At 67.9% G+C, this 25,827-nt stretch carries 29 protein-coding genes; 19 read left to right on the plus strand and 10 right to left on the minus strand.

Annotated elements, in window-relative coordinates; all coding sequences use genetic code 11:
- Window positions 1–3 precede the first annotated feature (3 nt).
- From ACWPOC_RS01695 to ACWPOC_RS01735, 9 genes are read left to right on the plus strand one after another with little or no spacing between them, the layout of a single operon-like run.
- The gene (locus ACWPOC_RS01695; RefSeq protein WP_120280894.1) at window positions 4–1,374 is read left to right on the plus strand and encodes an SRPBCC family protein; all 1,371 of its coding nucleotides are present in this window, start codon (window positions 4–6) and stop codon (window positions 1,372–1,374) included.
- Window positions 1,371–1,781 carry a gas vesicle protein GvpJ gene (gvpJ, locus tag ACWPOC_RS01700; RefSeq protein ID WP_024102484.1) on the plus strand — a complete coding sequence of 137 codons (411 nt, stop codon included), beginning with the start codon at window positions 1,371–1,373 and terminating at the stop codon, window positions 1,779–1,781. The genes ACWPOC_RS01695 and gvpJ (ACWPOC_RS01700) overlap by 4 nt, the downstream gene beginning before the upstream one ends.
- The gene (locus tag ACWPOC_RS01705) at window positions 1,781–2,593 is read left to right on the plus strand and encodes a GvpL/GvpF family gas vesicle protein (protein ID WP_120280895.1); all 813 of its coding nucleotides are present in this window, start codon (window positions 1,781–1,783) and stop codon (window positions 2,591–2,593) included. Before gvpJ (ACWPOC_RS01700) ends, ACWPOC_RS01705 begins: the two co-directional genes overlap by 1 nt.
- 2 nt (window positions 2,594–2,595) lie before the next feature.
- Window positions 2,596–2,850, plus strand: coding sequence for a gas vesicle protein GvpG (locus ACWPOC_RS01710; RefSeq protein ID WP_016693989.1), 255 nt, complete (start codon window positions 2,596–2,598; stop codon window positions 2,848–2,850).
- Between the two features lie 4 nt (window positions 2,851–2,854).
- Window positions 2,855–3,151 (plus strand): gas vesicle protein GvpO, encoded by a 297-nt coding sequence (gene gvpO / locus ACWPOC_RS01715; protein WP_060652497.1) that lies wholly within the window; start codon window positions 2,855–2,857, stop codon window positions 3,149–3,151.
- On the plus strand, window positions 3,148–3,546 hold the full coding sequence (gvpJ, locus tag ACWPOC_RS01720; protein ID WP_016693991.1) for a gas vesicle protein GvpJ: 399 nt from the start codon (window positions 3,148–3,150) through the stop codon (window positions 3,544–3,546). The genes gvpO and gvpJ (ACWPOC_RS01720) overlap by 4 nt, the downstream gene beginning before the upstream one ends.
- The gene (locus ACWPOC_RS01725) at window positions 3,539–4,327 is read left to right on the plus strand and encodes a GvpL/GvpF family gas vesicle protein (protein WP_258260024.1); all 789 of its coding nucleotides are present in this window, start codon (window positions 3,539–3,541) and stop codon (window positions 4,325–4,327) included. The genes gvpJ (ACWPOC_RS01720) and ACWPOC_RS01725 overlap by 8 nt, the downstream gene beginning before the upstream one ends.
- The gene (locus ACWPOC_RS01730; RefSeq protein ID WP_258260023.1) at window positions 4,324–4,551 is read left to right on the plus strand and encodes a gas vesicle protein; all 228 of its coding nucleotides are present in this window, start codon (window positions 4,324–4,326) and stop codon (window positions 4,549–4,551) included. Before ACWPOC_RS01725 ends, ACWPOC_RS01730 begins: the two co-directional genes overlap by 4 nt.
- Entirely contained in the window at window positions 4,548–4,841 is a 294-nt protein-coding gene (locus ACWPOC_RS01735) for a gas vesicle protein K (protein WP_016693994.1), read from the plus strand. Before ACWPOC_RS01730 ends, ACWPOC_RS01735 begins: the two co-directional genes overlap by 4 nt.
- A gap of 10 nt (window positions 4,842–4,851) precedes the next feature.
- Here ACWPOC_RS01735 and ACWPOC_RS01740 read toward each other — a convergent pair whose 3' ends face one another.
- Window positions 4,852–5,988, minus strand: coding sequence for an acyl-CoA dehydrogenase family protein (locus ACWPOC_RS01740; RefSeq protein ID WP_455407898.1), 1,137 nt, complete (start codon window positions 5,986–5,988; stop codon window positions 4,852–4,854).
- Between the two features lie 10 nt (window positions 5,989–5,998).
- The gene (locus ACWPOC_RS01745; protein WP_120280899.1) at window positions 5,999–7,168 is read right to left on the minus strand and encodes an acyl-CoA dehydrogenase family protein; all 1,170 of its coding nucleotides are present in this window, start codon (window positions 7,166–7,168) and stop codon (window positions 5,999–6,001) included.
- Between the two features lie 102 nt (window positions 7,169–7,270).
- Here ACWPOC_RS01745 and ACWPOC_RS01750 point away from each other — a divergent pair, with 102 nt between their 5' ends.
- The 4 genes from ACWPOC_RS01750 (at window position 7,271) to ACWPOC_RS01765 (ending at window position 12,203) form a co-directional block, all read left to right on the plus strand.
- Complete coding sequence (locus ACWPOC_RS01750) at window positions 7,271–7,897, plus strand: TetR/AcrR family transcriptional regulator (RefSeq protein ID WP_088896930.1); 627 nt, start codon at window positions 7,271–7,273, stop codon at window positions 7,895–7,897.
- A gap of 10 nt (window positions 7,898–7,907) precedes the next feature.
- A complete protein-coding gene (locus tag ACWPOC_RS01755; protein ID WP_059381980.1) occupies window positions 7,908–8,702 on the plus strand; it encodes an LLM class F420-dependent oxidoreductase in 795 nt (264 codons plus the stop codon).
- Window positions 8,703–8,762: 60 nt separating this feature from the next.
- Window positions 8,763–9,995, plus strand: a complete 1,233-nt coding sequence (locus ACWPOC_RS01760) for an alpha/beta fold hydrolase (protein ID WP_455407899.1) — start codon at window positions 8,763–8,765, stop codon at window positions 9,993–9,995.
- A gap of 129 nt (window positions 9,996–10,124) precedes the next feature.
- Window positions 10,125–12,203, plus strand: coding sequence for a PhoX family protein (locus ACWPOC_RS01765; protein WP_455407900.1), 2,079 nt, complete (start codon window positions 10,125–10,127; stop codon window positions 12,201–12,203).
- A gap of 60 nt (window positions 12,204–12,263) precedes the next feature.
- On the opposite strand, the gene ggh is transcribed toward ACWPOC_RS01765, so the two are convergent.
- Window positions 12,264–13,601 carry a glucosylglycerate hydrolase gene (gene ggh / locus ACWPOC_RS01770; protein ID WP_230789201.1) on the minus strand — a complete coding sequence of 446 codons (1,338 nt, stop codon included), beginning with the start codon at window positions 13,599–13,601 and terminating at the stop codon, window positions 12,264–12,266.
- A gap of 105 nt (window positions 13,602–13,706) precedes the next feature.
- Entirely contained in the window at window positions 13,707–14,876 is a 1,170-nt protein-coding gene (locus ACWPOC_RS01775) for an LLM class flavin-dependent oxidoreductase (RefSeq protein ID WP_120280903.1), read from the minus strand.
- 166 nt (window positions 14,877–15,042) lie between these two features.
- Here ACWPOC_RS01775 and ACWPOC_RS01780 point away from each other — a divergent pair, with 166 nt between their 5' ends.
- Genes ACWPOC_RS01780 through ACWPOC_RS01790 form a run of 3 tightly spaced genes read left to right on the plus strand, consistent with a single transcriptional unit; the run spans window position 15,043 to window position 18,333 of the window.
- Window positions 15,043–16,359: an MFS transporter gene (locus ACWPOC_RS01780; protein WP_120280904.1), complete on the plus strand. Its 1,317-nt coding sequence runs from the start codon at window positions 15,043–15,045 to the stop codon at window positions 16,357–16,359.
- A 34-nt stretch (window positions 16,360–16,393) separates the two neighbouring features.
- Entirely contained in the window at window positions 16,394–17,308 is a 915-nt protein-coding gene (locus ACWPOC_RS01785; RefSeq protein WP_120280905.1) for a fused MFS/spermidine synthase, read from the plus strand.
- Between the two features lie 44 nt (window positions 17,309–17,352).
- Window positions 17,353–18,333 carry a pirin family protein gene (locus ACWPOC_RS01790; protein WP_120280906.1) on the plus strand — a complete coding sequence of 327 codons (981 nt, stop codon included), beginning with the start codon at window positions 17,353–17,355 and terminating at the stop codon, window positions 18,331–18,333.
- Window positions 18,334–18,380: 47 nt separating this feature from the next.
- Here ACWPOC_RS01790 and ACWPOC_RS01795 read toward each other — a convergent pair whose 3' ends face one another.
- Window positions 18,381–18,671, minus strand: a complete 291-nt coding sequence (locus tag ACWPOC_RS01795; RefSeq protein WP_120280907.1) for an antibiotic biosynthesis monooxygenase family protein — start codon at window positions 18,669–18,671, stop codon at window positions 18,381–18,383.
- Window positions 18,672–18,758: 87 nt separating this feature from the next.
- Between ACWPOC_RS01795 and ACWPOC_RS01800 the strand changes: the two genes are divergently transcribed.
- The gene (locus ACWPOC_RS01800; protein WP_120283806.1) at window positions 18,759–19,379 is read left to right on the plus strand and encodes a class I SAM-dependent methyltransferase; all 621 of its coding nucleotides are present in this window, start codon (window positions 18,759–18,761) and stop codon (window positions 19,377–19,379) included.
- A 3-nt stretch (window positions 19,380–19,382) separates the two neighbouring features.
- Here the strand turns inward: ACWPOC_RS01800 and ACWPOC_RS01805 are convergent, their stop codons facing one another.
- Both ACWPOC_RS01805 and ACWPOC_RS01810 read right to left on the minus strand, forming a co-directional pair.
- Entirely contained in the window at window positions 19,383–20,825 is a 1,443-nt protein-coding gene (locus tag ACWPOC_RS01805; protein ID WP_455407901.1) for a flavin-containing monooxygenase, read from the minus strand.
- Between the two features lie 3 nt (window positions 20,826–20,828).
- Window positions 20,829–21,839: a PHP domain-containing protein gene (locus tag ACWPOC_RS01810; protein ID WP_455407902.1), complete on the minus strand. Its 1,011-nt coding sequence runs from the start codon at window positions 21,837–21,839 to the stop codon at window positions 20,829–20,831.
- Between the two features lie 40 nt (window positions 21,840–21,879).
- Here ACWPOC_RS01810 and ACWPOC_RS01815 point away from each other — a divergent pair, with 40 nt between their 5' ends.
- Both ACWPOC_RS01815 and ACWPOC_RS01820 read left to right on the plus strand, forming a co-directional pair.
- A complete protein-coding gene (locus tag ACWPOC_RS01815; protein WP_120280910.1) occupies window positions 21,880–22,584 on the plus strand; it encodes a YdcF family protein in 705 nt (234 codons plus the stop codon).
- A gap of 10 nt (window positions 22,585–22,594) precedes the next feature.
- Entirely contained in the window at window positions 22,595–23,266 is a 672-nt protein-coding gene (locus tag ACWPOC_RS01820; RefSeq protein WP_120283808.1) for an SDR family oxidoreductase, read from the plus strand.
- A 38-nt stretch (window positions 23,267–23,304) separates the two neighbouring features.
- On the opposite strand, the gene ACWPOC_RS01825 is transcribed toward ACWPOC_RS01820, so the two are convergent.
- The 3 genes from ACWPOC_RS01825 to ACWPOC_RS01835 are packed head-to-tail and all read right to left on the minus strand — an operon-like array spanning window position 23,305 to window position 25,751.
- A complete protein-coding gene (locus ACWPOC_RS01825) occupies window positions 23,305–24,351 on the minus strand; it encodes a DUF6777 domain-containing protein (RefSeq protein WP_455407903.1) in 1,047 nt (348 codons plus the stop codon).
- Between the two features lie 9 nt (window positions 24,352–24,360).
- Window positions 24,361–25,368, minus strand: a complete 1,008-nt coding sequence (locus tag ACWPOC_RS01830) for an alpha/beta fold hydrolase (protein ID WP_455407904.1) — start codon at window positions 25,366–25,368, stop codon at window positions 24,361–24,363.
- Entirely contained in the window at window positions 25,368–25,751 is a 384-nt protein-coding gene (locus tag ACWPOC_RS01835; protein WP_120280913.1) for a nuclear transport factor 2 family protein, read from the minus strand. Before ACWPOC_RS01835 ends, ACWPOC_RS01830 begins: the two co-directional genes overlap by 1 nt.
- Between the last annotated feature and the right edge of the window lie 76 nt (window positions 25,752–25,827).

Consider the following 25,827-nt stretch of genomic DNA (forward strand, 5'->3'; position numbering starts at 1 on the left):
ACGATGGCCAGGTTGAGCGATGTATCGGGCGGAGTCGCCGACGCGGTGGGCCAGGCCGGGAAGACCGCGACCGATACCGCCGGTAAGGCCGGCCGCACCGCCACGGACACGGCGGGGAAGGCCACGGGAGGATTGACCGGCGGGTTGCAACAGTCGTTGCAGGGTCTCGCGGGAACGGTCGCCCAGAACGCGTTGTCGAGCCTGTCCGACAGGGTCACCGGCACAACTGGACGATTACAGGATTACTCCGAGGGCAAGGGCGGGAACCTGGCCAGTGCACTGACCGGTGTCGACAAGCTTGCCGAGGGCGAGTCGCCGTTGAAAGCAGCGGCGAGCTCAGGCTTCGAGAATCTGAAGAACACCGCCAAGGACAAGTTCCAGGACGTCAAGGAGGCCGTCACCGGCGGCGGCGGAGGCAAGGGCGGGGGTGGCAAGAAGCTCAAGCTCACCAACATCGTCGAGAGCATCGACGTGGGCGTGCCGATCGACCTCGCCTACGACCTGTGGACCCAGTTCGCCGACTGGCCGAAGTTCATGAAGAAGGTCGAACAGGTCGAACAGGTCGAGGACGAGAAGCTCAATTGGACCGGCAAGGTGTTCTGGTCGCGCCGGAACTGGGAGTCCACGATCCTCGAACAGGTGCCGTTCGAACGGATCGTGTGGCGTTCCAAGGGCGGCAAGGGTTACATCGACGGCGCGGTGACCTTCCACGAGCTCACACCCGATCTCACCCGGATCCTCATGGTCCTCGAGTACCACCCCCGGGGCCTGTTCGAGCGCACCGCGAATCTGTGGCGGGCGGTCGGTCGCCGGTCCCGTCTGGAACTCAAACATTTCCGGCGCTACGCCATGACCGAGGCCGTACTGCATCCCGACGACATCGTCGGCTGGCACGGCGAGATCCGTGAGAGCGAGGTCGTCAAGGACGACGAGACCGCGCGTCAGGAGGAAGAGGAGCGGGAGCAGGAGGACGCCCGCGAGAACGGCGAGGAGGGGGACGAGGGGGAGACCGACACCTCCGGTGACGAGGACGAGATCCGCGACGAGGACGAGGATTTCGAGGAGGGTGAACCGTCCGAGGACGAATACGAAGAGGAGTCGCCCGAGGACGAGGATCTGCGGGACGAGGACGAAGGGGACGAGGAGCCGGCCGAGGACACAGGCGACGAGGAGTCGCCCGAGGATGAGGAGGATCTCGAGGACGAGTATCCCGAAGAGGAGGACGAGACCGAGGAGGACGAGTCCTCCGACGAAGAACCCGACGACGAAGAGGACGAACCCGAACCGCCTCGGAAACGTGCGCCCGCCAAGCGGACCCGGGCGACGAAGAGCACCGGTACGCGCTCGTCCCGCTCGAGAGGATCCCGGTCATGACCATCCAACCTGCAGGGGGCGGCGGGGGCGGCGGCGGGGGCGGTATGGCCCGTCCCAACTCGTCCGGCCTCGCCGACGTCATCGACACCATCCTCGACAAGGGCCTCGTCATCGACGCGTTCGTGCGTGTCTCGCTCGTCGGTATCGAACTGCTCACCATCGACGCCCGCGTCGTCGTGGCCAGTGTCGACACCTATCTGCGTTTCGCGGAAGCGGTGAACCGGCTCGAGATCTCCGACAACGAGCCGAAGGGCCTTCCGGATCTCGTCGGCGACATCACCTCCGGCGGTTCCAAGCACAAGACGAAGGGCGCGCTCGAGGCTGCGGGGGAGAAGGTCAGCGAGTTCCTCGGGGATGTCCAGGAGCAGCGGCAGCCCGCTCGACGATCACGCAGGGGTGAGGACTGATGTCGACCGAACAGACCGAACGACCCGAGCAGGGCGACAGCGACGAAACCGCTACGACCACTGCGGTCTACGTCTACGGCATCGTCCCGTCGGATGTGGAACCGGAGGAGCATGCGGAAGGGGTGGGCAATCCGCCGGCCGAGGTGTCGGTGGTCAAGTCCGGTCGCATCGCTGCGCTGGTGAGCGAGATCCCGACCGATCGCGCTCTCGGCACACCGGACGATCTCAAGGCGCACGCCGCGTTGCTCGACGGGACCGTGGCGGTCGCCCCCGTACTCCCGCTGAGATTCGGTGCCGTCCTCACCGACCGAGATGCGGTGGCCGCGGAGTTGCTCGAGGGGAACGAGGACGAACTCGCCTCGGCCCTCGACCAACTCGACGGTCTCGCACAGTTCGTCGTGAAGGGACGGTACGACGAGAGGGCGATCCTGCAGGAGATCCTCGAGGAGAACTCCGAGGCGGCGCAGTTGCGGGAGCAGATCCGCGGCCAGTCCGAGGACGCGACCCGCGAGGCCCGGATGGCGCTCGGGGAGATCATCAACGCGACGATCGAGGCCAAACGGAACGAGGACACGCGCCGCACGGTCGAGGCTCTGTCCTCTCTCGACCCGATGGTCAACGAGCGGCAACCCACGCACGAGCAGGATGCCGTGCACATCGCCGTCCTCGTCGAACTCGAGCGGCAGGACGAACTCGAACAGGCCCTGCAGGAACTGGGTCGGGAATGGGAGGACCGGGTCGAGATCTCGTTGCTCGGCCCGATGGCGGCCTACGACTTCGTGGCGAAATCCGATCCCGGCGAAGGAGGTTGACGATGGGTCTGCTGACCTCCCTGCTCACGCTGCCCCTCGCTCCCGTCAAGGGAGTGATGTGGCTCGGAGAGATCATCCAGGAGCAGGTCGAACAGCAACTGCACGATCCCGCCAACGTGCGGCGCGAACTCGAGCAGATCGAGGAAGCGGCGGAGGCGGGCGAGCTGACGCCCGAGGAGAAGGACGAGGCGCAGCAGGCCGTGCTGAACCGGATGATCTCCCGGGGTGGATCCGGCCCCGCCGAGGGAAAGGAGTGATCCCGTGGCGCAGGACACCGGCCCGCCCGCGATCTCGGCGGCCGAGGCCGCATCGGCGGCTCTCACACATCTGAAGGAACTGACCTCGAAGGAGGCTCAGGGGGTCACCTCCGTCGAACCCACCGAGGACGGATGGGTCGTCGAGGTGGAGGTCGTGGAGGACAGGCGGATTCCGTCGTCGGCCGACATGCTCGCGCTCTACGAGGTGGAGGTCGATCTGGACGGGAATCTGCTCGCGTACCGGAGGACCCGGCGTTACGGACGCGGCAGCAGCGACATCGGTGCGAGGACCGGGTCATGACGGTGGTCGGCGGGGGTGGCGGCACGTCGTCGCCGCAGCCCTACGGGGGTGGAGGACGGTCGACCAATCTCGGCGACATCCTCGAGCGTGTCCTCGACAAGGGATTGGTCATCGCCGGCGACATCCAGGTGAATCTGCTCGACATCGAACTGCTCACGATCAAGCTCCGCCTCGTCATCGCATCGCTCGAGACGGCCAAGGCCGTCGGGATCGACTGGTGGGAGAGCGATCCGTGGTTGACGAGCAAGGCTCGCGCACCCGAGGTCGATTCGAGCCGGGCGGAACTCGAGCTGGAGAATCGGCAGCTGCGCGAGCGGCTGGCCGCACTCGAGGCCCGAGCGGAGGAACTGGAGCCGGAAACGGCGGAGATCGTGGACGAGGAGGACCGTGACTGACACGACCGGGATCTGGATGTACGCCGTGACCGACGGGACGCTCGTCGGCCACGAGACCGAGGGCGCCTCCGGTGTCGCCGGTGAGCAGGTCCGCGCGGTGCAGGAGGGCGGACTGACCGCCGTGGTCGGAACGGTGCCCCTGGACGATTTCGGCGAGGCCGCGCTGGCACGCAATCTCGAGGACCTGGACTGGCTGGAAAGAGTCGCCCGCGCCCATGATTCGGTCGTCGCCGGATTGGCACGGCACGTCTCCGTGGTACCCCTGCGACTCGCGACCGTCTGTCTCGACGACGAACGGGTCCGGGCCCTGCTCACCGAGCACCGGGAGCAGTTCTCGTCTGCGCTCGCCCTCGTGACCGGTCGTACCGAATGGGGGGTCAAGGCGTTCGCCGATCGCAAGGCGTTGACCGCGGCCGTCGCCGAAGCACATGCGGAGGGGGCGGGTTCCGGTGCGGGCACAGCCTATCTGCTGCGCCGGCGTGCGCAATTGGCGGCGCAGGAGAGCGTCGAACGCGATGCGGCCGAACGCGCCGCCGAGATCCACGAGCGACTGCTGCGCGTATCCGCTGCGGGTCGCCGGAGTGCGCCGACCGATCCGGCACTGAGCGGCAGCCAGGAGTGGATGCTGCTCAACGGGACATATCTCGTCGACGACGACCGGACGGACGAATTCCGTTCCGAGGTAGAGGAACTCGGGTCCCTGAATCCGGGGATCAGGCTCGAGACGAGCGGTCCGTGGCCGCCCTACTCGTTCGCCGGAGCAGAACGGATCTCGCCGTGAGGTACGCCGACGGATCGGTGGACGAGGAACGGCGGATCGCCCTGATCGATCTGCTGGATCGGGTGCTGTCCGGTGGCGTGGTCATCACCGGCGACATCACGTTGTCGATCGCGGAGATCGACCTGGTACGGATCTCGTTGCGCGCGTTGATCTCGTCGATCAGTACCCTGTCGCTGCCCGGGGGCGACGTCCCCGTTCCCCGTGGGGCCCGGGAGGGTTCGTGAGCGAGCCGGTGAACTTCCCGTCGCGTATCGACGCCGATCCCGAATCCGTGGAGCGGGGTCTGGTGACGCTGGTGCTCACGCTCGTCGAACTGCTCCGGCAGCTGATGGAGCGTCAGGCCCTGCACCGCATGGATGCAGGGGATCTCAGCGACGAGCAGATCGAACGTCTCGGGACCACACTGATGCTGCTCGAACAGCGCATGGGCGAACTGCGCGACCATTTCGGGCTCACCCCCGAGGATCTCAACATCGATCTCGGTCCGCTGGGGACACTGCTGCCCCGGGAGTGAGCCCGATCGGTCACATTCCGGCGATCTCCACGAGCTCGTAGTCCTTCACACCGCCGGAGAGCACCCGCAGGTGATCGTCCATGGTGCCGAGGGTGTGCTCGATCGCGGTCAGGCGGCTCAGGTAGTGGCCGATGGAGTGCTCGGCCGTGACACCGATACCGCCGTGCATCTGCACGGACTCCTGACCGATCTTCCGAGCGGACCGGCCGACCTGCAGCTTGGCGCGCGAGGCGATGGTCGGGTCGACGATGCCGTCGGCGAGGGCCATGGTCGCGTACAGGCTCATGCTCGACGCCAGCTCGTACAGCACGTACATGTCGGCCGCACGGTGGGTGAGCGCCTGGAACATCGACAGCGGCACACCGAACTGCTTGCGCTGCTTGAGGTAGCTCGTCGTCAGCTGCACCGAGGAGTCGAGGGCACCGACCGCCTCGGCGCACAGTGCTGCCTGCGCGTGCACCTGCGCCGCGGTGATGGCGGCGGACGCGTCGGCCGCCTCACCGAGCGGGGTCGCCGCGACATCATCGAGCACGAGCTGCGCACCGCGACGCTCGTCGTGGGTGCGGTACGGCGTGCGGACCAGACCGTCGGCCGATGCGTCGACGACGAACAGTCCGACGCCACCCTCCGGGAGCTTCGCGGAGACGATGAAGGTGTCGGCGCAATCACCGTGCAGCACAGGGTTCTTGCGACCGGAGACGGTCCAGGAGTCGCCGTCGCGCGCCGCGGTGGTGGCCACCTCGGTGTGCGGCCAGCGGCTGCCCGGCTCGTCCTGCGCGAACGCGAGGAGCACGGTGCCCTCGGACAGTCGCGGCAGGATGTCGGAGCGCTGCGCGTCGGTGCCGACCTCGGCGACGAGCCGGCCGGGCAGGTAGACGCAGTCGAGCACGGGCTCGGGTGCGAGCGCGCGGCCGATCTCGGTCATGACGGCCATGACCTCCACCGGTCCGGCTCCCATGCCGCCGTGCTCCTCCGCGAAGGGCAGGCCGAGCACGCCGAGTTCGGCGAGCTGCTTCCACACGTCGCGGTTCCAGCCCAGGTCACCTTCGGCCACCCGGTTGCGCGACTCGACGTCGTACGCGCCGGAGAGCAGGTCGCGGACGGTCGCGCGGAGCATGTCCTGTTCGGTGTCGAGTTCGAAATTCATGTCCGGGGCCTCACAGTCCGAGAATCGAGGAAGCGATGATCGAACGCTGGACCTCGTTCGACCCGCCGTAGATGGTGACCTTGCGGTTGTTGAGGTAGGTCGGCATCGTCAGCTGCGCCCAGTCGGGCGAGTCGATACCGGCCTCGCCGGCGGGCAGCGAATCGGGGCCGGCGATGTCGACGAGCAGTTCGGTCGCGGCCTGCTGCAACTCGGAACCGCGCATCTTGAGCAGCGACGATGCCGGGTTGGGCTTGCCGTCGGCCGAGCCGGCGACGACGCGCAGCTGGGTGAGCTCGAGAGCGAGCAGCTCGTTCTCGAGTTCGGCCAGGCGTGCCGCGAAGATCGGGTCGTCGAGCAGCGAGCCGCTGCCGTAGCGGGTCTCGGCCGCGAGGGACTTCGCCCGCGCGAGCTTGACCTTGGTGGCGCCGACCCGGGCGATGCCGGTGCGCTCGTTGCCGAGTAGGAACTTCGCCTGCGTCCAGCCCGTGTTCTCCTCGCCGACGAGGTTCTCGGCGGGAACGCGCACATCCTCGAAGAAGACCTCGTTGACCTCGTAGCTGCCGTCGATCAGCTTGATCGGACGGCGGGTGACGCCCGGGGTGTCCATCGGGAAGAGCAGCATCGAGATGCCGGCCTGCTTCTTCGCGCTCGGATCGGTGCGGACGAGGCAGAAGATCCAGTCGGCGTGCTGCGCGAGCGTCGTCCAGGTCTTCTGCCCGTTGACGATGTAATCGTCACCATCGCGGACGGCGCGGGTCTTGAGGGACGCGAGGTCGGAGCCGGCCTCGGGCTCGGAGAATCCCTGACACCACCAGATGTCGAGGTTGGCGGTGGCGGGGAGGAAGCGTTCCTTCATCTCCTGCGAACCGAACTGCGCGATGACCGGGCCGATCATGGATGCGTTGAACGGCAGCGGGTCGGGCACCGACGCGAGCTGCAGCTCGCTGAGCCAGATGTTGCGCTGCATCGGCGTCCAGTCCTGACCGCCCCATTCGACGGGCCAGTTGGGAACGGCGAGGCCGCGCGAATGCAGGATGCGCTGGACGGCGACGTAGTCGTCCTTGCCCAGCGGGGTGCCGGAGGCGGTCTTCGCACGCACTTCGGCGGGGATCTCGGTGGTGAAGAAGGTGCGCAGTTCGTCGCGGAACGCACGCTCCTCCTCGGTGAGCTTCAGGTTCATGGAGGGGCCTTCCAGGGATGCCGGCGCCGTAGCGCTTCTCGCGATTCCAAACTAACCTTACATTGTTAGCTCGTCCAGGCCGGGCCGGAAGGAGGACGATGGATGGCGCGCCCGCGCACGCCTCTGCTCAGCCGTGAGCTCATCCGCGACGTCACGCTGCGACTCGTCGACGAGCACGGCCTCGACGCCGTCTCGATGCGTCGGATCGCCGCCGAACTGGGTGTTCGCGCCCCGTCGCTGTACAGCCACTACGCCACCAAGGAAGAACTGCTCGACGACATCGCCGACGCCATCGGCGAATCGGTCGACGTCAGCGGGTTCGCCGAGGACGACTGGCAGGAAGCGCTCCGACGCTGGGCCCGCACCTACCGCGACGCGCTCGCCGCGCACCCGAACATGGTGCCCTTCCTCGCCTCGAGTCCCGGCACCCGGCCCGTCTCCCTCCAGGCGTCCGACGCCATCCACGGCGGCCTCACCCGCGCCGGCTGGCCGCCCCGCTTCGCGACGATGATCGGCGCCTCGATCAAGTACATCGTCATCGGCTCCGCGATCACCTCGTTCGCGGGCGGATTCGACGATCACATCGACACCTACAACGAGCGGTATCCGCATCTGTCGCAGGCGCATCGGCTCCGCGAGTACGCCGCCGAGATCGACGCCGAGAGCTTCGACCTCGTTCTCGAGTCCTTCCTGCGGGAACTCGGGCGACGATACGAGATGTTGCCTTAACGTGGACTCCATGACGCGCCCCATTCGCATCGGACTCCAACTACAGCCCCAGCAGCAACCCGACTACGGCGTCATCCGCGACACCGTGCTCCGCGCCGAGGACGCAGGCGCCGACATCGTGTTCAACTGGGACCACTTCTACCCGCTCTACGGCGACCCCGACGGCGCCCACTTCGAGTGCTGGACGATGCTCGGCGCTTGGGCGGAGCAGACCGAACGTGTGGAGATCGGCGCACTGGTCACCGGTGGTGGCTACCGCAACCCCGACCTGCTCGCCGACATGGCCCGCACCGTCGACCACATCAGCGGCGGCCGTCTCATCCTCGGCATCGGTTCGGGCTGGTTCGAACGGGACTACGACGAGTACGGCTACGAATTCGGCACCAAGGGCTCCCGCCTCGACCTGCTCGCCGAGTACATGCCCCGCATCGTGAATCGCCTCGGCAAGCTGAACCCGCAGCCCACCCGGCACATTCCCATCCTCATCGGTGGCGGCGGCCCGAAGAAGACGCTGCCGATGGTCGCGAAGTACGCCGACATCTGGCACAGCTTCGGCGAGATGGAGACCCACGCCGAGAAATCCGAGATCCTCGCGCAGCGCTGCGCCGAGGCCGGTCGTCGACCCGAGGACATCGAACGGTCCACCTCGTGGCCCGGCGCCGAGGCGGCCCCGTCCTATGTGGAGCTGGGGATCACGCAGTTCACGGTGGGTGTCGGTGGTCCCGACTACGACCTCACCGAACTGCGCGAAGCCATCGCGTGGCGAGACGACAACTCCGCACCCCCGCTGACGGGGCTGAGCTGATCCCGGCCCGTGCCGACGGGCCCTGAGCCGAGCACAGTGCGTCGGTAGCATCGGTGGTGCATGTCGAACGCACCATGGCTACCGCCCTGCACCGCCGACGACTGGGACGACAGTCGTCGGCGGCGACGTCTCCGCGATACCCGCACCGGTCATCACTGGGTGCGGTTCGGCCGGCTCCGACGAGTCCTCGCGCGCACGGCCGTCGCGGCGCTCCCGCTCGTCGCCCTCTTCACCCAGTACTGGGCATGGGACGTCGCGCCGGTCCGCGAGCGACTCGCTCTCACGCAGCCGCAGCTACATCCGATCCACGACGCGGCGACGCGGGAGGACCGCGACACGGCGGTCGTCGACCTGGTGGGCCTGGGCAACCTCGACGCGACCGAGACCGCCACGGCACTGCCCGCACTGAGCGAGCTCGGGCAGGTGTGGGCTGTCGAGTACGACAACAGCGGTCTCGACACCGCCGTCGTCAGCCGCCTGATCCACGAGCGTGCCGCGTGGTCCGGGATCGAGAACATCGTGCTCACCGGGCACAGCATGGGTGGGATCATCGCCCTCGAGGTCGCCCAGCACCTGTATCAGGACACCGATCTCGAGGTGACCGGCGTGATCCTGGACTGCACGCCGCTCGACCTGCACGCCGTGCGGGCCGACGCGCGCGACGCCGGTGAGGACCTGTTGCGCTGGATCGGCTGGCTGCCCGGCGCGCGGGAGAGCCGCAGCATGCGCATGCTCGTCGAGGTCGTCGCCCGCATGGACCGTTTCGTGCTCCCCTCGGACCGGTGGTACCGCCGTATCGACACCGAAGAGTTGCACGACGTCGCGGCCGAGGTGCTCCACGACAAGATCTTCTCGACCGACGCCGCGAGCAACGGACTGATCGAATCGCAGTTCCGGGCGATCGTCGCCTCCGGTGCGATCGACAACCTGCGGGCACTCGCCGACGAACGCGACGACAAGATCCGTCCCGCCATAGCGTTCCTCCGGCCACGGAACGCCATGAACGACAACGTCGTCGATGTCGAGTACAGCCACCGGATCCTGATCGACCAGTCCGGCGGTGTCGACGGCACGCTGCTGGTGTCGAAACTCGACCGCACCGGACACGCCAATCCGATCCAGGCTCCCGCGGAATACAACACCGCGATCACGAACCGGGTGGTGCCTTTCGTCGACGGCAGGCCCGGCGAGGTCGAGGACGACGAGGAGGGGCCGCCGGACGACGAGTCCTTCGATGACGACGGTCCCGGTGTCCGGCCGATCGTGGATCTCGACCGCATCGCCCCGGGCTGACCTCGGCCCGTTCTGTGACCGCCGTCTCACGGACGCCGAATGCTCATCGGGTGTTCACCTTCTCGTTCCGTCCGACTCGCCTGGCGCTCCTACGGTTCCGGCGTCGAACCGATTTCCGAGGAGAACGTTGTGGCCCGTAGAGTCCTGCCCTTGTTCGTCACGCACGACGGCATATCGTCGCGCTCGAACATCACGTGCAAGTACAAGTGCGGGGATGCCTGTTCGCACGCCGTCCCGAACACCTCCCGCGGTGAATATTTCGGCGACATCGTGCGCGCCGCCGTCTCGCGTCGCGGGGTCCTGCGGGGCGGTGCCATGGCCGTGCTCGCCGTCGGCGCCGGTGGCGTTCTGACGGCCTGTGCGGACGATTCCGCTGCGGCCGCCGGCAGTGACGCCGGCACGGCGGGAGATCTCGGTCCGGTGCCCGACGGCACCAACTTCACGGCGGTCGCGCCGAACACCGATGACGCGGTGACGGTTCCGGAGGGATACGAGAACGACGTCGTCATCCGGTGGGGCGATCCGGTGCTGCCCGAGGCACCGGCCTTCGACATCGGCAACCAGACGGCGACCGCGCAGGAGAAGCAGTTCGGGTTCAACAACGACTTCGCCGGTCTGCTCGCGGTGGACGGCCGACCCGACACCTACCTGCTCGTCGTCAATCACGAATACACCACCGAACCCTTCATGTTCGCCGACTACGACGCGGACGACCCCACCGAGGAACAGGTACGCATCGGCATCGCCGGTCACGGGCTGTCGGTCGTCCAGGTGAAGGGCGAGCCCGGGACCGGACGCCTGACACCGGAATTCGGCGAATACAACCGTCGTATCACCGGAACCACCGAGTTCCTCCTCACCGGACCGGCCGCGGGCAGCGACCTGCTGAAGACCACCGCCGACCCGACCGGTACGCGGGTCGCGGGGACGTTCAACAACTGCGCCGGCGGGCTCACCCCGTGGGGCACCGTGTTGTCGGGCGAGGAGAACTTCAACCAGTACTTCGCCAACGCCGAGAGCGTGACCGACCCGGTCGTCGCCGAACGTCTCGCCCGGTACGGACTCGAGGGCGCCGAAACCGAACGGAAGTGGGAGCGATTCGATCGGCGCTTCGACATCGCCGCGGAACCCAACGAGGTCAACCGGTTCGGGTGGATCGTCGAGATCGATCCGTGGGATCCGAACTCTGTGCCCGTCAAGCACACCGCGCTGGGACGGTTCAAGCACGAGGCGGCCACCGTCCACGTCACCGACGACGGCACCGTCGTGTCGTACAGCGGTGACGACGAACGCTTCGACTACATGTACAAGTTCGTCTCGTCGCGGAAGATGCAGCCCGGGAACTCGCGAGCGGCGATGCGGCACAACATGACCCTGCTCGACGCGGGCACGCTCTACGTCGCGAAGCTCAGGGGGGACCATCCGGACGAGATCGACGGATCCGGAACGCTTCCCGAGGCCGGCGAGTTCCGCGGCAGCGGCGAGTGGATCCCGCTGCTGCGCGCGAACGAGGACGGTAGCGCCGAGTCGCTGGTCGACGGCATGAGCGCCGAGGAGGTCGCGGTGTTCACCCGCCTCGCCGGCGACCGGGTGGGCGCGACGAAGATGGATCGCCCCGAGGACTTCGAACCGAATCCGGTCACCGGCAAGGTCTACGTCGCCCTGACCAACAACACCAAGCGTGGTGTCGACGGCGCCGCCCCGGCGGACGAGGCGAATCCGCGCGAGAACAACAAGAACGGTCAGGTCCTCGAGATCGACGACGATCACGCGGGTACGTCCTTCACGTGGACGCTGTTGCTCGTGTGCGGGGACCCGAACGAGGCCGACACCTACTTCGGCGGCTTCGACAAGTCGCAGGTCAGCCCGATCTCGTGCCCCGACAACCTGGCCTTCGATTCGTACGGCAACCTGTGGATCTCCACCGACGGCAACGCACTCGGCTCCAACGACGGATTGTTCAGCGTCGTCCTCGACGGACCGCGCCGCGGTGAGACGAAACAGTTCCTCACCGTGCCGATCGGTGCCGAGACGTGCGGTCCGATCGTGCAGGACGGCCGGGTCGTGGTGTGCGTGCAGCATCCCGGGGAGACGGACGACGCGTCGTGGGCGTCGCCGGCCTCGCACTGGCCCGACGGCGGCGACTCCCAGCCGCGTCCCGCCGTGGTCGCGGCGTGGAAGTCGGACGGCGGACGTATCGGGGTCTGACACCTCATGTGTGGTTCCGGTGGCGCTCGCTACGGCCTCGCTACCGGAACCACGCACAGGTCATCCGAGCCAGTCCAATACCGCTGCGGCGGTCCACGACTGTTGCATGCTGCCGAGCGGGTCGCCGGTGAACGGCTCGTAGTACTCGGCGAAGGTGCCGTCGCTCGCCTGCCGGAGCCCTTCCGCGCGAAGCACGTTCGCGCGTTCGGCCCAGCCGCGACGGGCGAACGCCCACGAGAACAACCACGTCATCACGGGCCACACCGGTCCGCGCCAGTACTCGCGGGGACGGAAGTCGCCCGAGACGGGGGAGGTCGACGGCGGTACCGCATAGCGAAGATCCGGATGCCCGCAGAACTTCGGCCCTTCGAAGGTGCGCAGCAGCGCCCGCTCGGCCTGCCGGTCGAGGCCACCGCACAGCAGCGGAGCGAACATCGCGAGAGTGTCGGTGGCGACCCACTTCCCGCTGCGCAGGTCGAAATCCTTCGCCGCGCCCGTCCGCGGATCGGTCGTGGCGATCACGCCCTTCCGGAACCGTTCAGCCCACGAATGCAGCTCGCGCACATCCGCGTTGGGACGGGAATGCTCCTCACCGATGGTCGCGAGCACCTCGCACGACAGCGAGAACACCGCGCTGACGAAGACGTCCTCGACCGCGAAGCTCATGGCCTTCGCGAGCACGCCGTCCTCGTAGCGCGCCGTCTTCATCTCCTCGAGCAACCACAGATAACGCGCGTATTCACGGTCGGTGGGTCGCTGGGTGGCGTCGGCGACGTGCTCGAGATCCTCGCGATGGAAGGGCGGCACCGGACCGGCGATGACGTTGGCGTACGCCGTATCCCAGCGCGGGGAGTTGTCCATGCCCGACTCCCACCCGTGGTACAGCGCGATGCGGCCGTTGCCGTCGAGATCGCGCGCGTGCGCGAGCCAGCGGTGCCAGCGCACCAGATCCGCCCACCGGCGATCCAGGAACTCCTCGGCGACAGCACGTGTCGAGCGGCCGTGCCGTCGCGAATGCTCGAGGATGCGCTGCACGGCGATGGCGTGCACGGGAGGCTGGGTGATGCCCGAGGTCTGCACCTGGGCGGGTGCGTGCGCGGCCAGCTCGGAGACCGCCCAGCGCGCCGGGCCGGGGAAGTAGCCGTCGACACCGTTGGCGAAGACGATGTGCGGGATCATCCCGTTCTTCCACTGCGCCGAGAGCAGGGTGTCGAGTTCGACCACCGCCCGTTCGACACTGAGCGGCGCGAGCCCCACGGCGACGAACGCCGCATCCCAACTCCACATGTGTGGATAAAGCTTGGGAGCGGCACTCGTCATGGTGCCCAGGTCGTTCCCACGCAACAGGTACGCCGCGCGTGCGGCGAGCTGTGTGGACGTGAATCCTCGGTCCGGCATGGCCCCCATTCTCTGCGCTGCGGACGGATCCGCACGACGAGGGCCGCAGCTGTAACAGCGCCGACACATTTCGTGCCGGCGCTGTACCGAGCTGACGGATGGTGGTCAGTGAGCCGAGGGCAGGAAGGCCGTCGAACCCGACAGGTCGCCCGCTCGACGGGAGGCCGGTGCGAGCAGGCCACGACGCTCGAGGATCGGGCGCACGCCCTCACCGAAGCGGTAGGCCTCCTCGAGATGCGGGTAGCCCGACAGCACGAAGTGGTCGAGACCGATCTCGGCGTACTCGGCGATACGGTCGGCGACCTCCTCGTGGGAACCCACGAGCGCGGTGCCCGCGCCACCACGGACCAGACCGACACCCGCCCACAGGTTGGGGGCGACCTCGAGGCTGCGGGCGTCCTTGCTCGCGGCGTAGGCGCTGCCGCCACCGTGCAACTCGACCATCCGTCGCTGACCTTCGGAACCGGAACGGGCCAGACTCTGCTGGGCCTTCTCGATCGTCGCGGGGTCGAGCGCGGAGAGCAGGCGATCGGCCTCGGCCCAGGCCTCCTCGGAGGTGTCGCGGCTGATGACGTGCAGGCGGATGCCGTAGTCCAGGGTGCGGCCCTGGATGTCGGCGAGGCCGCGGATCCACGCGATCTTGTCGGCGACGGCAGCCGGCGGCTCACCCCACGTGAGGTAGGTGTCGCAGAACTGCGACGCGACGGTGCCCGCGGCGGGAGAGGACCCGCCGAAGAAGAGCGGCGGCACCGGATCGGGGATGCGCTGGAGTTGGGCGTTCCGAACCTGGATGTACTCGCCCTCGAAGTCGACCGGGCCGTTGCCCGCCCACAGGCGCTTGATCACGTCGAGGTATTCGCCGCAGCGCGCGTAGCGCTGATTCTTGTCGAGGAAGTCGCCGAAGGTGCGCTGTTCGTGGTCCTCTCCGCCGGTGACGACGTTGAGGAGCAGGCGTCCCTGCGACTGCCACTGGAAGGTCGCGGCCATCTGCGCGGCCAGCGTGGGGCTGATGAGCCCGGGGCGCAGTGCGACGAGGAACTTGAGGGTCTCGGTGGTGTCGATGAGCATCGCCGTCGTCAGCCACGCATCCTCGCACCACGCGCCGGTGGGGGTGAGGACCGATTCGAAGCCGCTCGACTCCGCAGCGGCGGCGATCTGGTTCAGGTAGCGCAGCGTCGCCGGACGATCGCCCGACATCGAACTGCCGTGGCCTCCTGCCATGAGGTTTCGCGAGTCGCCGTAAGTAGGCAGGAACCAGTGCATATGCAGAGACAAGACGAAGTCCTCGAGTCGACGACAGGCAAGCGTGATGTCCAGGAGAACAGCCCCGGAGGGTGCCCGGCAACATTTGCGATCAGCATGATCGGAACCCGTGCGTGAAGGCGGCGGGCGTGGTTAGCGTCGCCGGGTTGCACGCTGTCCACCACCGGGAATCGAGTCCATGACCACGCTGTCACAGCCCAGTTCCGCACCCGAGTCCGATCTCGATCGCCGCAAGAGACTACGCACCGTGGTCGCGGCGAGTCTGCTCGGTACGACGGTCGAGTGGTACGACTTCTTCCTGTACGCGACGGCCGCGAGCCTGGTGTTCAACCAGCTGTTCTTCCCCGACCAGAGTTCGTTCGTCGGCACGATGCTGGCCTTCGCGACCTTCGCCGTGGGTTTCGTGGTCCGCCCCATCGGCGGTGTCGTCTTCGGCCACATCGGTGACCGGATCGGACGCAAGAAGACCCTCGCGCTGACGATGTTCATCATGGGCGTCGCCACCGCGTTGATGGGCATCCTGCCCACGTACGCGCAGGTGGGTGTGGTCGCACCGATCCTGCTGCTCCTGCTGCGCATCCTGCAGGGCTTCGCTCTCGGTGGTGAATGGGCCGGGGCCGTCCTGCTCGCCGTCGAGCACAGCCCGGAGAAGAAGCGCGGCCTGTTCGGCAGCATCCCGCAGGTGGGCCTCGCGCTCGGTCTCGCGTTGGGCACCGCGGTCTTCGCGGCCCTGCAGGTGATCTTCGACGAGCAGCAGTTCCTGTCGTACGGTTGGCGGATCGCATTCCTGCTCAGCCTGGTCCTCGTCGCCGTCGGTTTCGTCGTGCGTCTGAAGGTCGACGAGACCCCTGCCTTCCGCGAGGTGCAGGAACTCGCGAAGAAGTCGTCGGCTCCGCTCGTGGACGTCTTCCGGCCCGGCGTGCGTCGCAGCACCGTCCTCGGTCTGCTGTCGCGGTGGGGTGAGGGCGCGGCGTTCAACACGTGGGGTGTCTTCGCCATCACCTACGCCACCAACGACCTCGACTTCGCCAAGGTGCCGGTGCTCCTCGTCGTCACCCTCGCCGCGCTGGTCATGGCCGCGCTGCTCCCGGTGTCGGGCATGCTGGTCGACCGGTTCGGCGCGAAGCAGATCTACACCGTCGGCATCGCCGCCTACGGCATCGCGGTGTTCCCGACCTTCGCCCTGTTCGGCACGAACAACCTGTTCTGGTTCGCCGCCGCGATGATCCTCGTGTTCGGCATCGTCCACGCCCTGTTCTACGGCGCGCAGGGAACGTTGTACGCGAGCCTGTACCCGGCGGAGATCCGCTACACGGGCCTGTCGGTCGTCTACCAGTTCTCCGGCGTCTACGCGTCGGGCATCACCCCGATGATCCTCACCGCGCTCATCGCCGTGGCCGGCGGTCCCTGGCTGGCCTGCGGTTATCTCGTTCTCACCTCCGTGATCAGCGTCGTTGCCACCTCGATGATGCGCAAGGAGGACCTCCACCTCTGATCGGACACCGGGTGGCCGGTACTAGGCTCGTCGTATGAGCAGGCAACGAGGTGGCCGCGCCGCATCGTCGCCGCGCAAGGAGAAGACGGGTGCACCGGGCGGCCCGGTCGAGGGGTTGTACGACATCGACACGGGTACGTGCGAGCTCGTCAAGGACCGCTATCTCGCCGACGGATGGGTACTCGAGATCAACGGGGTGCCCAGTTCGCACATCGACCTGAGCGATCCGGCCCTGCTCGAGTTCGAGTACATGCGGTGGATCGCGATGCTCGTCGAGAGCAGGTTCGAACGCGACTCCAGATTGCGCGTGCTGCACCTCGGTGGGGGTGCGTGCACGATGGCGCGCTACTTCGCCGCGGTCTACCCCGACGCTCGGCAGGTCGTCGTCGAGATCGACGGTCGCCTCGCCGAACTCGTCCGCCACTGGTTCGATCTGCCCCGCGCCCCGTTGCTGCGCATCCGGGTGGGGGAGGCCCGTCAGGTCCTCACCTCGCTCTCCGACGCGAGCCGCGACGTGATCGTGCGGGATGTCTTCGCCTACAACCGCACTCCCGTCGCACTCACGACCCTCCAGTTCACTCAGCACGCCCGGCGTGTGCTCGCACCCGGCGGTGTCTACGTCGTCAACTGCGGCGACTTCCGCGACCTGACCGTCGCGAAACGCGAGGCCGCGACGATCGGTGAGGTCTTCGAACACACCGTGATCATCGCCGACCCCGCGATGCTCAAGGGACGTCGCTACGGCAACGTCGTCATCGCCGGCAGCGACCTGCCGCTCGGTGACTCCCCGGCCCTGGCCCGCGACCTGCTCGGCGGGGCCGTCCCCGCGCAGATCCGACTGGGTGACCAGGTCGAGAAGTTCGCCGCCGGGGCGCGCGTGCTCGACGACAGCGAGGCCATCACACCGCCCGGAACAAAGAGCACGGGCACGGAGTTGCACGGGTCATGACGTCAGCAGCCCCTACTCCGGTACTCCAGGTCTTCCGGCTCGGTATGCCCTGGCAGACGATCGATCCCTTCCTGTTCGTCGCACACCACGTCGACGCGTATCCGGCGGGCAACGACGAACTCGGACCCGACGCGTCGCTCGACGGCCGCCCGCTCGGCCAGGACTTCGGCAACCCTGCGGGCTGGAGCATGTACCACGGCACCACCGTCCCGGGATTCCCCGGCCACCCGCACCGCGGCTTCGAGACGGTCACCTTCGTCCGCTCGGGGTTCGTCGACCACTCCGATTCGGTGGGTGCGGCGGCGCGTTTCGGTGAGGGCGACACGCAGTGGCTCACCGCCGGCAACGGAGTTGTCCACAGCGAGATGTTCCCTCTGCTGAACAAGGATTCGGACAATCCTCTCGAACTGTTCCAGATCTGGCTGAACCTGCCCGCCGAGTCGAAGACCGTCGACCCGCACTTCTCGATGCTGTGGAACGAGGACACCCCCACCGTGACGGTCGCGGACGAGGACGGGCACACCACCTCCGTCCGCGTCATCGCCGGTGAACTCGACGACGCGACTCCGCCGCCGCCCCCGCCGAATTCGTGGGCGTCCCGACCCGGCACCGACGTGGCGATCTGGAACATCGACCTGTCGTCCGGTGCGCGCTGGGAACTGCCGGTCGCGCGCGGTGAGCAGACGCAGCGGGTCCTGTACGTGTACAACGGTTCTCCCGTGCGGATCGGCGATCGGACGATCGAGTCCGGGCACGGGGTCGTCGTCGACGCGTCGGTACCGGTGCACCTCACCGGCGGCGACGAGGGCACGCAGATCCTGATGCTGCAGGGTCGTCCGATCGGCGAACCCGTCGTCTCGTACGGCCCGTTCGTGCTCAACGACGAGGCGGGCGTCCGGCAGGCGTTCGAGGACTACCGCCGCACCGGATTCGGTGGATGGCCCTGGGACAGCGACGGTCCCGTGCACGAACGCGACGCCGGCCGGTTCGCGCGGTATCCCGACGAGAAGCTCGAGGAACGCTGACCGCCTGCGCAGATCCTGTCGAGCTCCGGCGGGATCTGCGACGAGAACTACTCGTTCGACGACAGCACATCCGGGACGAGGTATTCGGAGACCTCCATCGACCGGATCTCCCGGGCCTGATCCTCGCCGGGTCCGCTACCGCGGAAGTCGTCGAGCTGTGCCCGTGACTCCCACCGTTCGTAGATGCAGACGCGGTCGGGTTCGATCAGGTCTGCAGTGACGGCGAAGTCGAGACAGCCCGGCGCTCTACGGGCCGCCTCGACGACGGCCCTGCAGGTCGCAAGATAAGCCTCGCGCCTGTCGGCATCGATGATGAGATGTCCTGCGACGATGATCATGGATCCCCTCCGGTGGTAACCGCTTCGTCGTGGGTAGGACCTGCGAACGGGGTCGAACTCATCGCGACTCCGTCGTACCATGCCGGAGTGAACCAGCCCGGATACGACGCCCTCGCGGATCTGTACGTCGAGCTGTTCCCCGATCCGTACCTGACCCCGCTCGAACGCCACACTGTCGCCGCCTTCGCCGAGATGGTGCGGCAAAGCCCCGTGGAGGGTGTCGTGCTGGACGTGGGCTGCGGACCCGGATACGTGGTGGCGGACCTCGCCGAACGCGGACTCGACGTGATCGGCCTCGATCCCAGCACAGAGATGCTGCGCATTGCGCGAGGCGCCTACCCCGATTTGCGATTCGTCCGGGACGACGCGCGACTCGGGTCCGACGAACTCCGCGGAGTGGTTCCGAGCGCGATCATCGCGCGGTGCAGCCTCATCCATGTTCCGCCGTCCGAGATCCCCGGGATCCTCGATGGGTGGGCGGAGAGGATCCCGTCCGGGGGCGTGGTGCTCGTCGTGGGCCAGACAACCGACATCCCGGGCGAGGTGGTCGAGTTCGATCACGCGGTGGCGCCGGCGTGGCGGTGGCACCCTGATCGTCTCGCCGCGGTGTTGTCCGACGCCGGTTTCGACGAGGTGTGGCGGACGGTCAGCCGTCCCGACGCCGACCATCGCTTCCCCGACGTCCACCTGGCGGCGCGCCGACGCTGACGGTCAGGGCGTGAACTGCATCGATTCGTCGATACGCCCGAACCGCATGGTGGGCAGGTCGAGGAGATAGTTCTGCCGCATCAGCCACGGGCTGCGCGAACCCTGCTTGGGAAGAGCACTTTCCGCCCGGTGGATGTACCCGGCGTCGAGACCGAGCAGCGGACGGGTGCGACCGTCGCCCGAATATCTCGGCACCGCCGAGCGGTAGCCGTTGCGGCGCATGTACCGCAGTAACCGGCACACGTAGAGGGACGCGAGATCGGCACGCAGGGTCCACGACGCGTTGGTGTAGCCGAGGCACATCGCGGCATTGGGCAGACCGTCGAGCATCATGCCGCGGTAGATGAACCGGGTCGAGAGGTCGATCTTCTCCCCGTCGACGACGAACTCGATTCCGCCGGCAGGAACCAGTTGCAGACCCGTTGCGGGGATCAGGATCTCGGCCTCGAGTTCGCGACCGGACTCGAGGCGGACGCTCTTCTCGGTGACGGTGTCGATCCGGTCGGTGACGATCTCGGCCTTCTCCGCACGCAGGGTGCGGAACAGGTCGGAGTCGGGGACCACGCACAGTCGCTGATCCCACGGGTCGTAGCGCGGTGAGAAGTGGGGATCGACCGGGATCCTGCCGCGCAGGCGACGTTCGGTGAGGGTGCGCAGCACGCCTTTCGCGGCCGAAGGGAACCGCTGACAGAACTGGTAGAAGCCGAGATTGACCACGACGTTCTTCGTCCGCACCGCGCGATGGGCCACCTTGTCCGGCAACAGGCGTCGTATCCGCGTCGCGATCGGGTCGCGCGCGGGCAGTGACATCACGTAGGTGGGGGAGCGCTGCAGCATCGTCACGTGCTCGGCCTTCTCCGCCAGGGCGGGCACGAGCGTGACGGCCGTGGCGCCGCTGCCGATCACCACGATCTTCTTCCCCTCGTAGTCGAGGTTCTCGGGCCAGAACTGCGGATACACGACCGTGCCCGCGAAGTCCTGCAGGCCGGGGATGTCGGGGAGGTAACCGGACTCGTAGCTGTAGTAGCCGCTGCAGAGATAGAGGAAGGAGCAGGACATCTCGACCGTGCCCTGCCCGGTCGAGGCACGCACCGTCCACCGTGCGTCCGCGGACGACCAGGATGCGTCGATCACCTTGTGGCCGAATCGGATACGCTGGTCGATACCGAATTCGGCGGCGGTGTCTCGGATGTACTGCAGGATGTGGGGACCGTCGGCGATGGATTTCTCGCCCCGCCACGGGCGGAACGGGAAGCCGAGCGTGTACATGTCGCTGTCCGACCGGATCCCCGGATAGCGGAACAGATCCCACGTACCACCGATCGCGTCGCGACTCTCGAGGATGGCGTACCCGAGATCCGGGCACTGTGTCTGCAACCGGTAACCGGCATCGATGCCGGACAGTCCGGCTCCCACGATCAGTACGTCGACGTGTTCCACGCGCATCCCCTACCTGTCGGTCCACGCCAGCAGGTCGTCGACCTCCCAGGTGTTGATCACCTGTTCGGGTTCGACACCCCGCTCGACGGCACGTTCGCAACCGTACCCGAGCCAGTCGAGCTGCCCGGGTGCGTGCGCATCGGTGTCGATGGAGAACAGGCAGTCCGTCTCGAGCGCGAGGTCGATGAGACGCGACGGCGGGTCGCGGCGTTCGGGCCGGCAGTTGATCTCGACGGCGGTGTCGTGGTCGCGACACGCGGCGAAGACTTTTTCGGCGTCGAACTTCGACTCGGCACGGCTTCCGCGACCTCCGGCGACGAGCCGGCCGGTGCAGTGCCCGAGGACGTCGACGTGGGGATTCGCCGCCGCGCGCAGCATGCGTTTCGTCATCGCCGACCGGTCGGCCCGCAGGTTCGAGTGCACGCTCGCGACGACGACGTCGAGTTCGGCGAGCAGCCCTTCGTCCTGGTCGAGCGACCCGTCGTCGAGGATGTCGACCTCGATACCCGTGAGAATCCGTGCACCACTGCTGTTCTCGTTGATCTCCGCGACGACGGCGAGCTGCGAGCGCAGCCGCTCCGCGGTGAGGCCGTTCGCGACCTTCAAGCGAGGGGAGTGGTCGGTGAGGGCGAAGTACTCGTGCCCGAGCATCGTCGACGCGACACGGTGCATTTCGTCGATGGGGCTGCCGCCGTCGGACCAGTTCGAGTGGGTGTGCAGGTCGCCGCGTAGGGACTCGAGCAGATCGCGGCCGCCGCGTCCGATCGGGTCGGCCTCCTCGCGCAACTGCTCGAGATAGGCGGGTACTCCGTCGAACGACTCGCGGATGACGGTCGCGGTCTTCTTCCCGACGCCCGGCAGATCGGTCCACGAGTCGGTCTTCCGCAGCACCTCCCGCTTGGGGTCGCTCACCTCGGCGAGCACCTCCGCCGCGCGTCGATAGGCCTGCACGCGGTAGGTGTCGGCGTGTTCACGTTCGAGCCAGAAGGCGACTTCGCGGAGTGCGTCGACGGGGTCCACCCCTCCATTGTGGCCGCCGGGCGTCCGTAATCTGGGACGCATGCTCGAATCCGTCCGGTCGTCGTCCCCCCTCGGTGCGGTCTCCGCACTGGTCGTCGGTGCGGTGTCCGCGCTGACACTCGTCTCCGCCCGCGTTGCGTCGGAGGCGAAGGACCTCATGTACGAGGTGGACGACGCGCCGCCCGCCCCGGTGGTGATCGTGCCGGGCGCGCGGGTGCACGAGGGCCGTCCGATGCGGGTGCTCCGCAGCCGCCTCGACATCGCGGTCGCGTTGATGGAACTGGGACGGGTGCAGGCCGTGCTCGTCTCAGGTGATGGGGCCGGAACCTCGGGCGACGAGATCGAGGCGATGATCGCGTATCTCGTCGAGCAGGGTGTGAACCGGGAACGGATCATCGCCGATCCGTACGGTCTCGACACCTACGACACCGCCCGGCGCGCCGTGGCCACCTACGGCGTGCGGCAGGCACTGATCACGACCCAGGGCTTCCACCTTCCGCGCGCGGTGGCGTTGTGCCGGCGGGCGGGCATCGACATCGCCGGAGTCCGCGCTGCGAACGACGTGCGGCTGCGCACGCGGCTGAGGAATCTGGCGCGTGAGTACGTGCTGTCGCGACCCAAGGCGTTCCTCGAACTCCGGTTCCCGCGCGACCCGGCGGTGGAGACCCCGCCGGACGACCGGCTCGCCGAGATCCTGGCCGGTCTCGAGCACGGTGTGGTGGCCGCCCCACCGTCTGCTTCCTAGGCTCGTGATCATGCGCCCCACAGCTCTCGTCACCGGAGGGGGTCGCGGTCTCGGCGCCGCGATCGCCCACGAACTCGCTCCCACCCACGATCTGCTCCTCGGCGGCCGACGTCGCGAGTCGCTCGATGCGATCCTCGAGGAACTGCCCGACGCCACGCCGTGGCCCGTGGACCTGCTCGATCACGACGCCGTCGCCGCTGCTGCCGCCGACATCGACCGGCTCGACGTGCTCGTCCACAACGCGGGTGTCGCCGAACTGGGCACGATCGCCGACAGCGAGCCCCGGCAGTGGCGCGAGACGTTCGAGGCGAACGTCGTCGCCGTCGTCGCGTTGACACAGGTGTTGCTGCCGGCCCTGCGGGCCGCGAACGGCCACGTGGTGCTCATCAACTCGGGGGCGGGTCTGCGTGTTCGCCCCGGCTGGGGTGCCTATGCCGCGAGCAAGTTCGCACTGCGGGCGTTCGGCGACGCGCTGCGCGAGGAGGAACCCGCGCTGCGGGTCACCTCGATCCACCCGGGCCGGATCGACACCGACATGCAGCGCGCGATCGTCGCGTCGGAAGGTCGTGAGTACGACCCGTCGCAGTTCCTCAGCCCCGGCACAGTGGCGCGTGCGGTGCGGCAGGTCGTCGAGGCGCCGGTCGACGCCCACCCCACCGAGGTCGTTCTGCGTCCTCGCTGACAGCTCGAAAGAGCTGGCGGCTCGGAACGGCCGACGACTCAGAAGGGCAGCGGAATCACCACCGGGGGAGCGCCCGGGATCTGGATCTGGATCTGCGGAGGCGGCGGCGCCGGAGCCCGCGGCGCCGGCGGAGGTGCCGGTGCCGGAGCCGGAGCGGGTTCCGGAGCCGGCGGCGGTGGCGGTGGCGGCGGTTCCGGAGCGGGCGGAGGCGGCGGTTCCGGGGGAGGAGGCGGTGGTGCCGCGGCTTCCGGCACCGGAGCACGCCGCGGTGCGGGAACGGGTGCCTGCAGTGCCTCGGTCTCCGGGAGGGTTTCCTCCGTGGTCTCCGGTGCGGCCGGAGCCGTGGTCTTCGGCAGAGCCTCACCGACCGGCACGGGGACCATCGCGCCGGTCGTGATGTCGACGACCTCCAACTCCCGCACGGCAGTCGCGGCGGGCTGGACGACGAACATCCGCTCGGCGTTCAGACCGGGCCATTTCGGGCCTTCGAGTTCGTCGTTGCCGGTGAGCACCGGCGCGGACAGGGGATTGCCGCGCACGCACCGCACGCGCGGAACACCGAGTTCGTCGACGAGGACGATCGTGCCGCGCTCGAGCAGCGACTGCACGGGCCGCGCGGCACCGTCGCGGTACTCGTGCATGGTCACCCGGGTGTCGGCGCGCAACAGGACCGCCGTGAGGGTGTCGGTGTAGCCGCGGATGTCGGGCACGCCGAGGACACCGCGCCACGCTTCGGCCTTGGCCGGATCCTCCTCCAGATGAAGGATGAGTGCTTCGCGGTCGCACAGGGGCCGGTCGAGACTGCCCCCGTAGAGGGCGGGCCGATCACCGGGAACGGCCGGGGCCCCGGCGGTGGCAGTGACCGGGTCGCCGCCGTCCTCGACGACTTCGGGGGGTGGGGGCGGCACCGCGACAGGCACCTGCGGCGGTACCAGACGCGGCGTCCACGGGTCGTCCTGCGCGGTCGCGACATGCAGTTGCACGGGCGTCGTCGTCTCGACCGAACCGCCCGACGAGCAGGCACCCGCCACCAGTGCCGTCAGGGCGAGTGCCAGACCGAATCCACGAACCGTGTCGCTGGCCACGCCGCCATGCTAGGTCGATGATCGCCGGTGAAAGTGCTGTTCGGCGGTTCTCGTCGGTATCCGGATCCCGGAGAGGAAACGCAGGAGAAGGTCGTTCACCTCGTCGCGACGTTCCATCTGCACGAAATGCCCCGCGCCCTCGAGCAGGTGGACACCGCGCAGATCGGGGACGAAGGCACGCATCCGTTCGAGCGCCGACGACCCCGACATCGCGACGACGGGATCCCGATCGCCCGCCACGAACAGCGTCGGTACCTGCACCTTCGCACCCTCGTAGGGACGCGACGCCTCCCAGTTGGCGTCGTAGGCGCGGTACCAGGACAGACCTCCACCGAATCCGGTGCGGGCGAACTCGGCCGCATAGTGCGCGAGTTCGTCGTCGTCGAGCCAGTCCCACGGCAGGTCGGGCGCGGTGGGCAGCACGTCGAGATATCCGCGTCCCTCGGACGGATGCGACCACACGTCGAGATAGCGATATCCGCCCGACAGGGCGAAGAACAACCTCTGCAGGAATTCGCGCGGGCGGGGATCGAGTTCTGCCTCCGCGACTCCCGGTTCCTGGAAGTAGTGGAGGTGGAGGAAGTGCTTGTCGGCGAGACCGCGGAAGATCTCGCTGGGTCGCGCGGGCATCCGGTCGGGCGAGTAGGGCACGGCGAGCAGGACGAGACCGGCGACGCGATCCGGATGTCGCAGCGCCGTCGTCCACGCGACGGGCGCACCGAAGTCGTGACCGACGACGACCGCACAGTCGATCCCGAGGACGTCGAGCAGTCGGACGAGGCGATCGGCGACCGCGACGTTCGTGTACTCCTCGACCTCTCGGGGCCGGTCGGTTCGGCCGTAGCCGGGCATGTCGGGGGCGACGGCACGGTAGCCGGCGTCGACGAGTGGCGTGAACTGGTGCCGGTAGCTGTACCCCAGGCCGGGGAATCCGTGGCACATCACGACCGCGGGTCCGTCGCCCCGATCGTCGATGTTCCACGTGAAACCATCGACCTCGACGATGCGGCTGCCCATCAGGAGGCGGGGACGGTCTGCATGTCCTCCTGGCTCCAGAACGCCCTCATGCTCGTGATCCTCGCGTCGTCGTCGAAGGTCATCACGTCGACGACCTCCATGATCAGATCCTGCTCACCCAGGTGCGTGACCAGACGGAACACGAAAGCGGCGTTGCTCTCCGTGATCTTGAGGGTGATCACCTCACCGGTCTGCGCGAGCGGTTCGACCACGCCGTAGAACTCGCGGATCTCGGCCTCGGTGGCGCGGACCGGCGTGCCGACCGGATCCTCGACCGTCGCGCCCGGCGCGTACAGGGCGAGGACATCGTCGACGGTGCCCGAGGCCACGGACTTCACATAGTTCTCGACGGTGGCGCGGATCGCGTCCCGACTCGGTGCCATGAGGTCTCCTTCGTTCGAATCTGGAACACGTTTCAATTCGACGGTAGTGGGCCGGATCCGTAGATGCACTCGCGAT

It is taken from the genome of Rhodococcus sp. 5G237, assembly GCF_053764735.1.

What these genes read in the sequence shown, in the direction of transcription:
- ACWPOC_RS01695 (WP_120280894.1), top strand. Translation starts at nt 4, where the DNA reads ATGGCCAGGTTGAGCGATGTATCGGGCGGAGTCGCCGACGCGGTGGGC.
- gvpJ (WP_024102484.1), top strand. Translation starts at nt 1,371, where the DNA reads ATGACCATCCAACCTGCAGGGGGCGGCGGGGGCGGCGGCGGGGGCGGT.
- ACWPOC_RS01705 (WP_120280895.1), top strand. Translation starts at nt 1,781, where the DNA reads ATGTCGACCGAACAGACCGAACGACCCGAGCAGGGCGACAGCGACGAA.
- ACWPOC_RS01710 (WP_016693989.1), top strand. Translation starts at nt 2,596, where the DNA reads ATGGGTCTGCTGACCTCCCTGCTCACGCTGCCCCTCGCTCCCGTCAAG.
- gvpJ (WP_016693991.1), top strand. Translation starts at nt 3,148, where the DNA reads ATGACGGTGGTCGGCGGGGGTGGCGGCACGTCGTCGCCGCAGCCCTAC.
- ACWPOC_RS01740 (WP_455407898.1), bottom strand. Translation starts at nt 5,988, where the DNA reads ATGAATTTCGAACTCGACACCGAACAGGACATGCTCCGCGCGACCGTC.
- ACWPOC_RS01745 (WP_120280899.1), bottom strand. Translation starts at nt 7,168, where the DNA reads ATGAACCTGAAGCTCACCGAGGAGGAGCGTGCGTTCCGCGACGAACTG.
- ACWPOC_RS01750 (WP_088896930.1), top strand. Translation starts at nt 7,271, where the DNA reads ATGGCGCGCCCGCGCACGCCTCTGCTCAGCCGTGAGCTCATCCGCGAC.
- ACWPOC_RS01755 (WP_059381980.1), top strand. Translation starts at nt 7,908, where the DNA reads ATGACGCGCCCCATTCGCATCGGACTCCAACTACAGCCCCAGCAGCAA.
- ACWPOC_RS01760 (WP_455407899.1), top strand. Translation starts at nt 8,763, where the DNA reads ATGTCGAACGCACCATGGCTACCGCCCTGCACCGCCGACGACTGGGAC.
- ggh (WP_230789201.1), bottom strand. Translation starts at nt 13,601, where the DNA reads ATGCCGGACCGAGGATTCACGTCCACACAGCTCGCCGCACGCGCGGCG.
- ACWPOC_RS01780 (WP_120280904.1), top strand. Translation starts at nt 15,043, where the DNA reads ATGACCACGCTGTCACAGCCCAGTTCCGCACCCGAGTCCGATCTCGAT.
- ACWPOC_RS01785 (WP_120280905.1), top strand. Translation starts at nt 16,394, where the DNA reads ATGAGCAGGCAACGAGGTGGCCGCGCCGCATCGTCGCCGCGCAAGGAG.
- ACWPOC_RS01790 (WP_120280906.1), top strand. Translation starts at nt 17,353, where the DNA reads ATGCCCTGGCAGACGATCGATCCCTTCCTGTTCGTCGCACACCACGTC.
- ACWPOC_RS01795 (WP_120280907.1), bottom strand. Translation starts at nt 18,671, where the DNA reads ATGATCATCGTCGCAGGACATCTCATCATCGATGCCGACAGGCGCGAG.
- ACWPOC_RS01805 (WP_455407901.1), bottom strand. Translation starts at nt 20,825, where the DNA reads ATGCGCGTGGAACACGTCGACGTACTGATCGTGGGAGCCGGACTGTCC.
- ACWPOC_RS01815 (WP_120280910.1), top strand. Translation starts at nt 21,880, where the DNA reads ATGCTCGAATCCGTCCGGTCGTCGTCCCCCCTCGGTGCGGTCTCCGCA.
- ACWPOC_RS01820 (WP_120283808.1), top strand. Translation starts at nt 22,595, where the DNA reads ATGCGCCCCACAGCTCTCGTCACCGGAGGGGGTCGCGGTCTCGGCGCC.
- ACWPOC_RS01830 (WP_455407904.1), bottom strand. Translation starts at nt 25,368, where the DNA reads ATGGGCAGCCGCATCGTCGAGGTCGATGGTTTCACGTGGAACATCGAC.
- ACWPOC_RS01835 (WP_120280913.1), bottom strand. Translation starts at nt 25,751, where the DNA reads ATGGCACCGAGTCGGGACGCGATCCGCGCCACCGTCGAGAACTATGTG.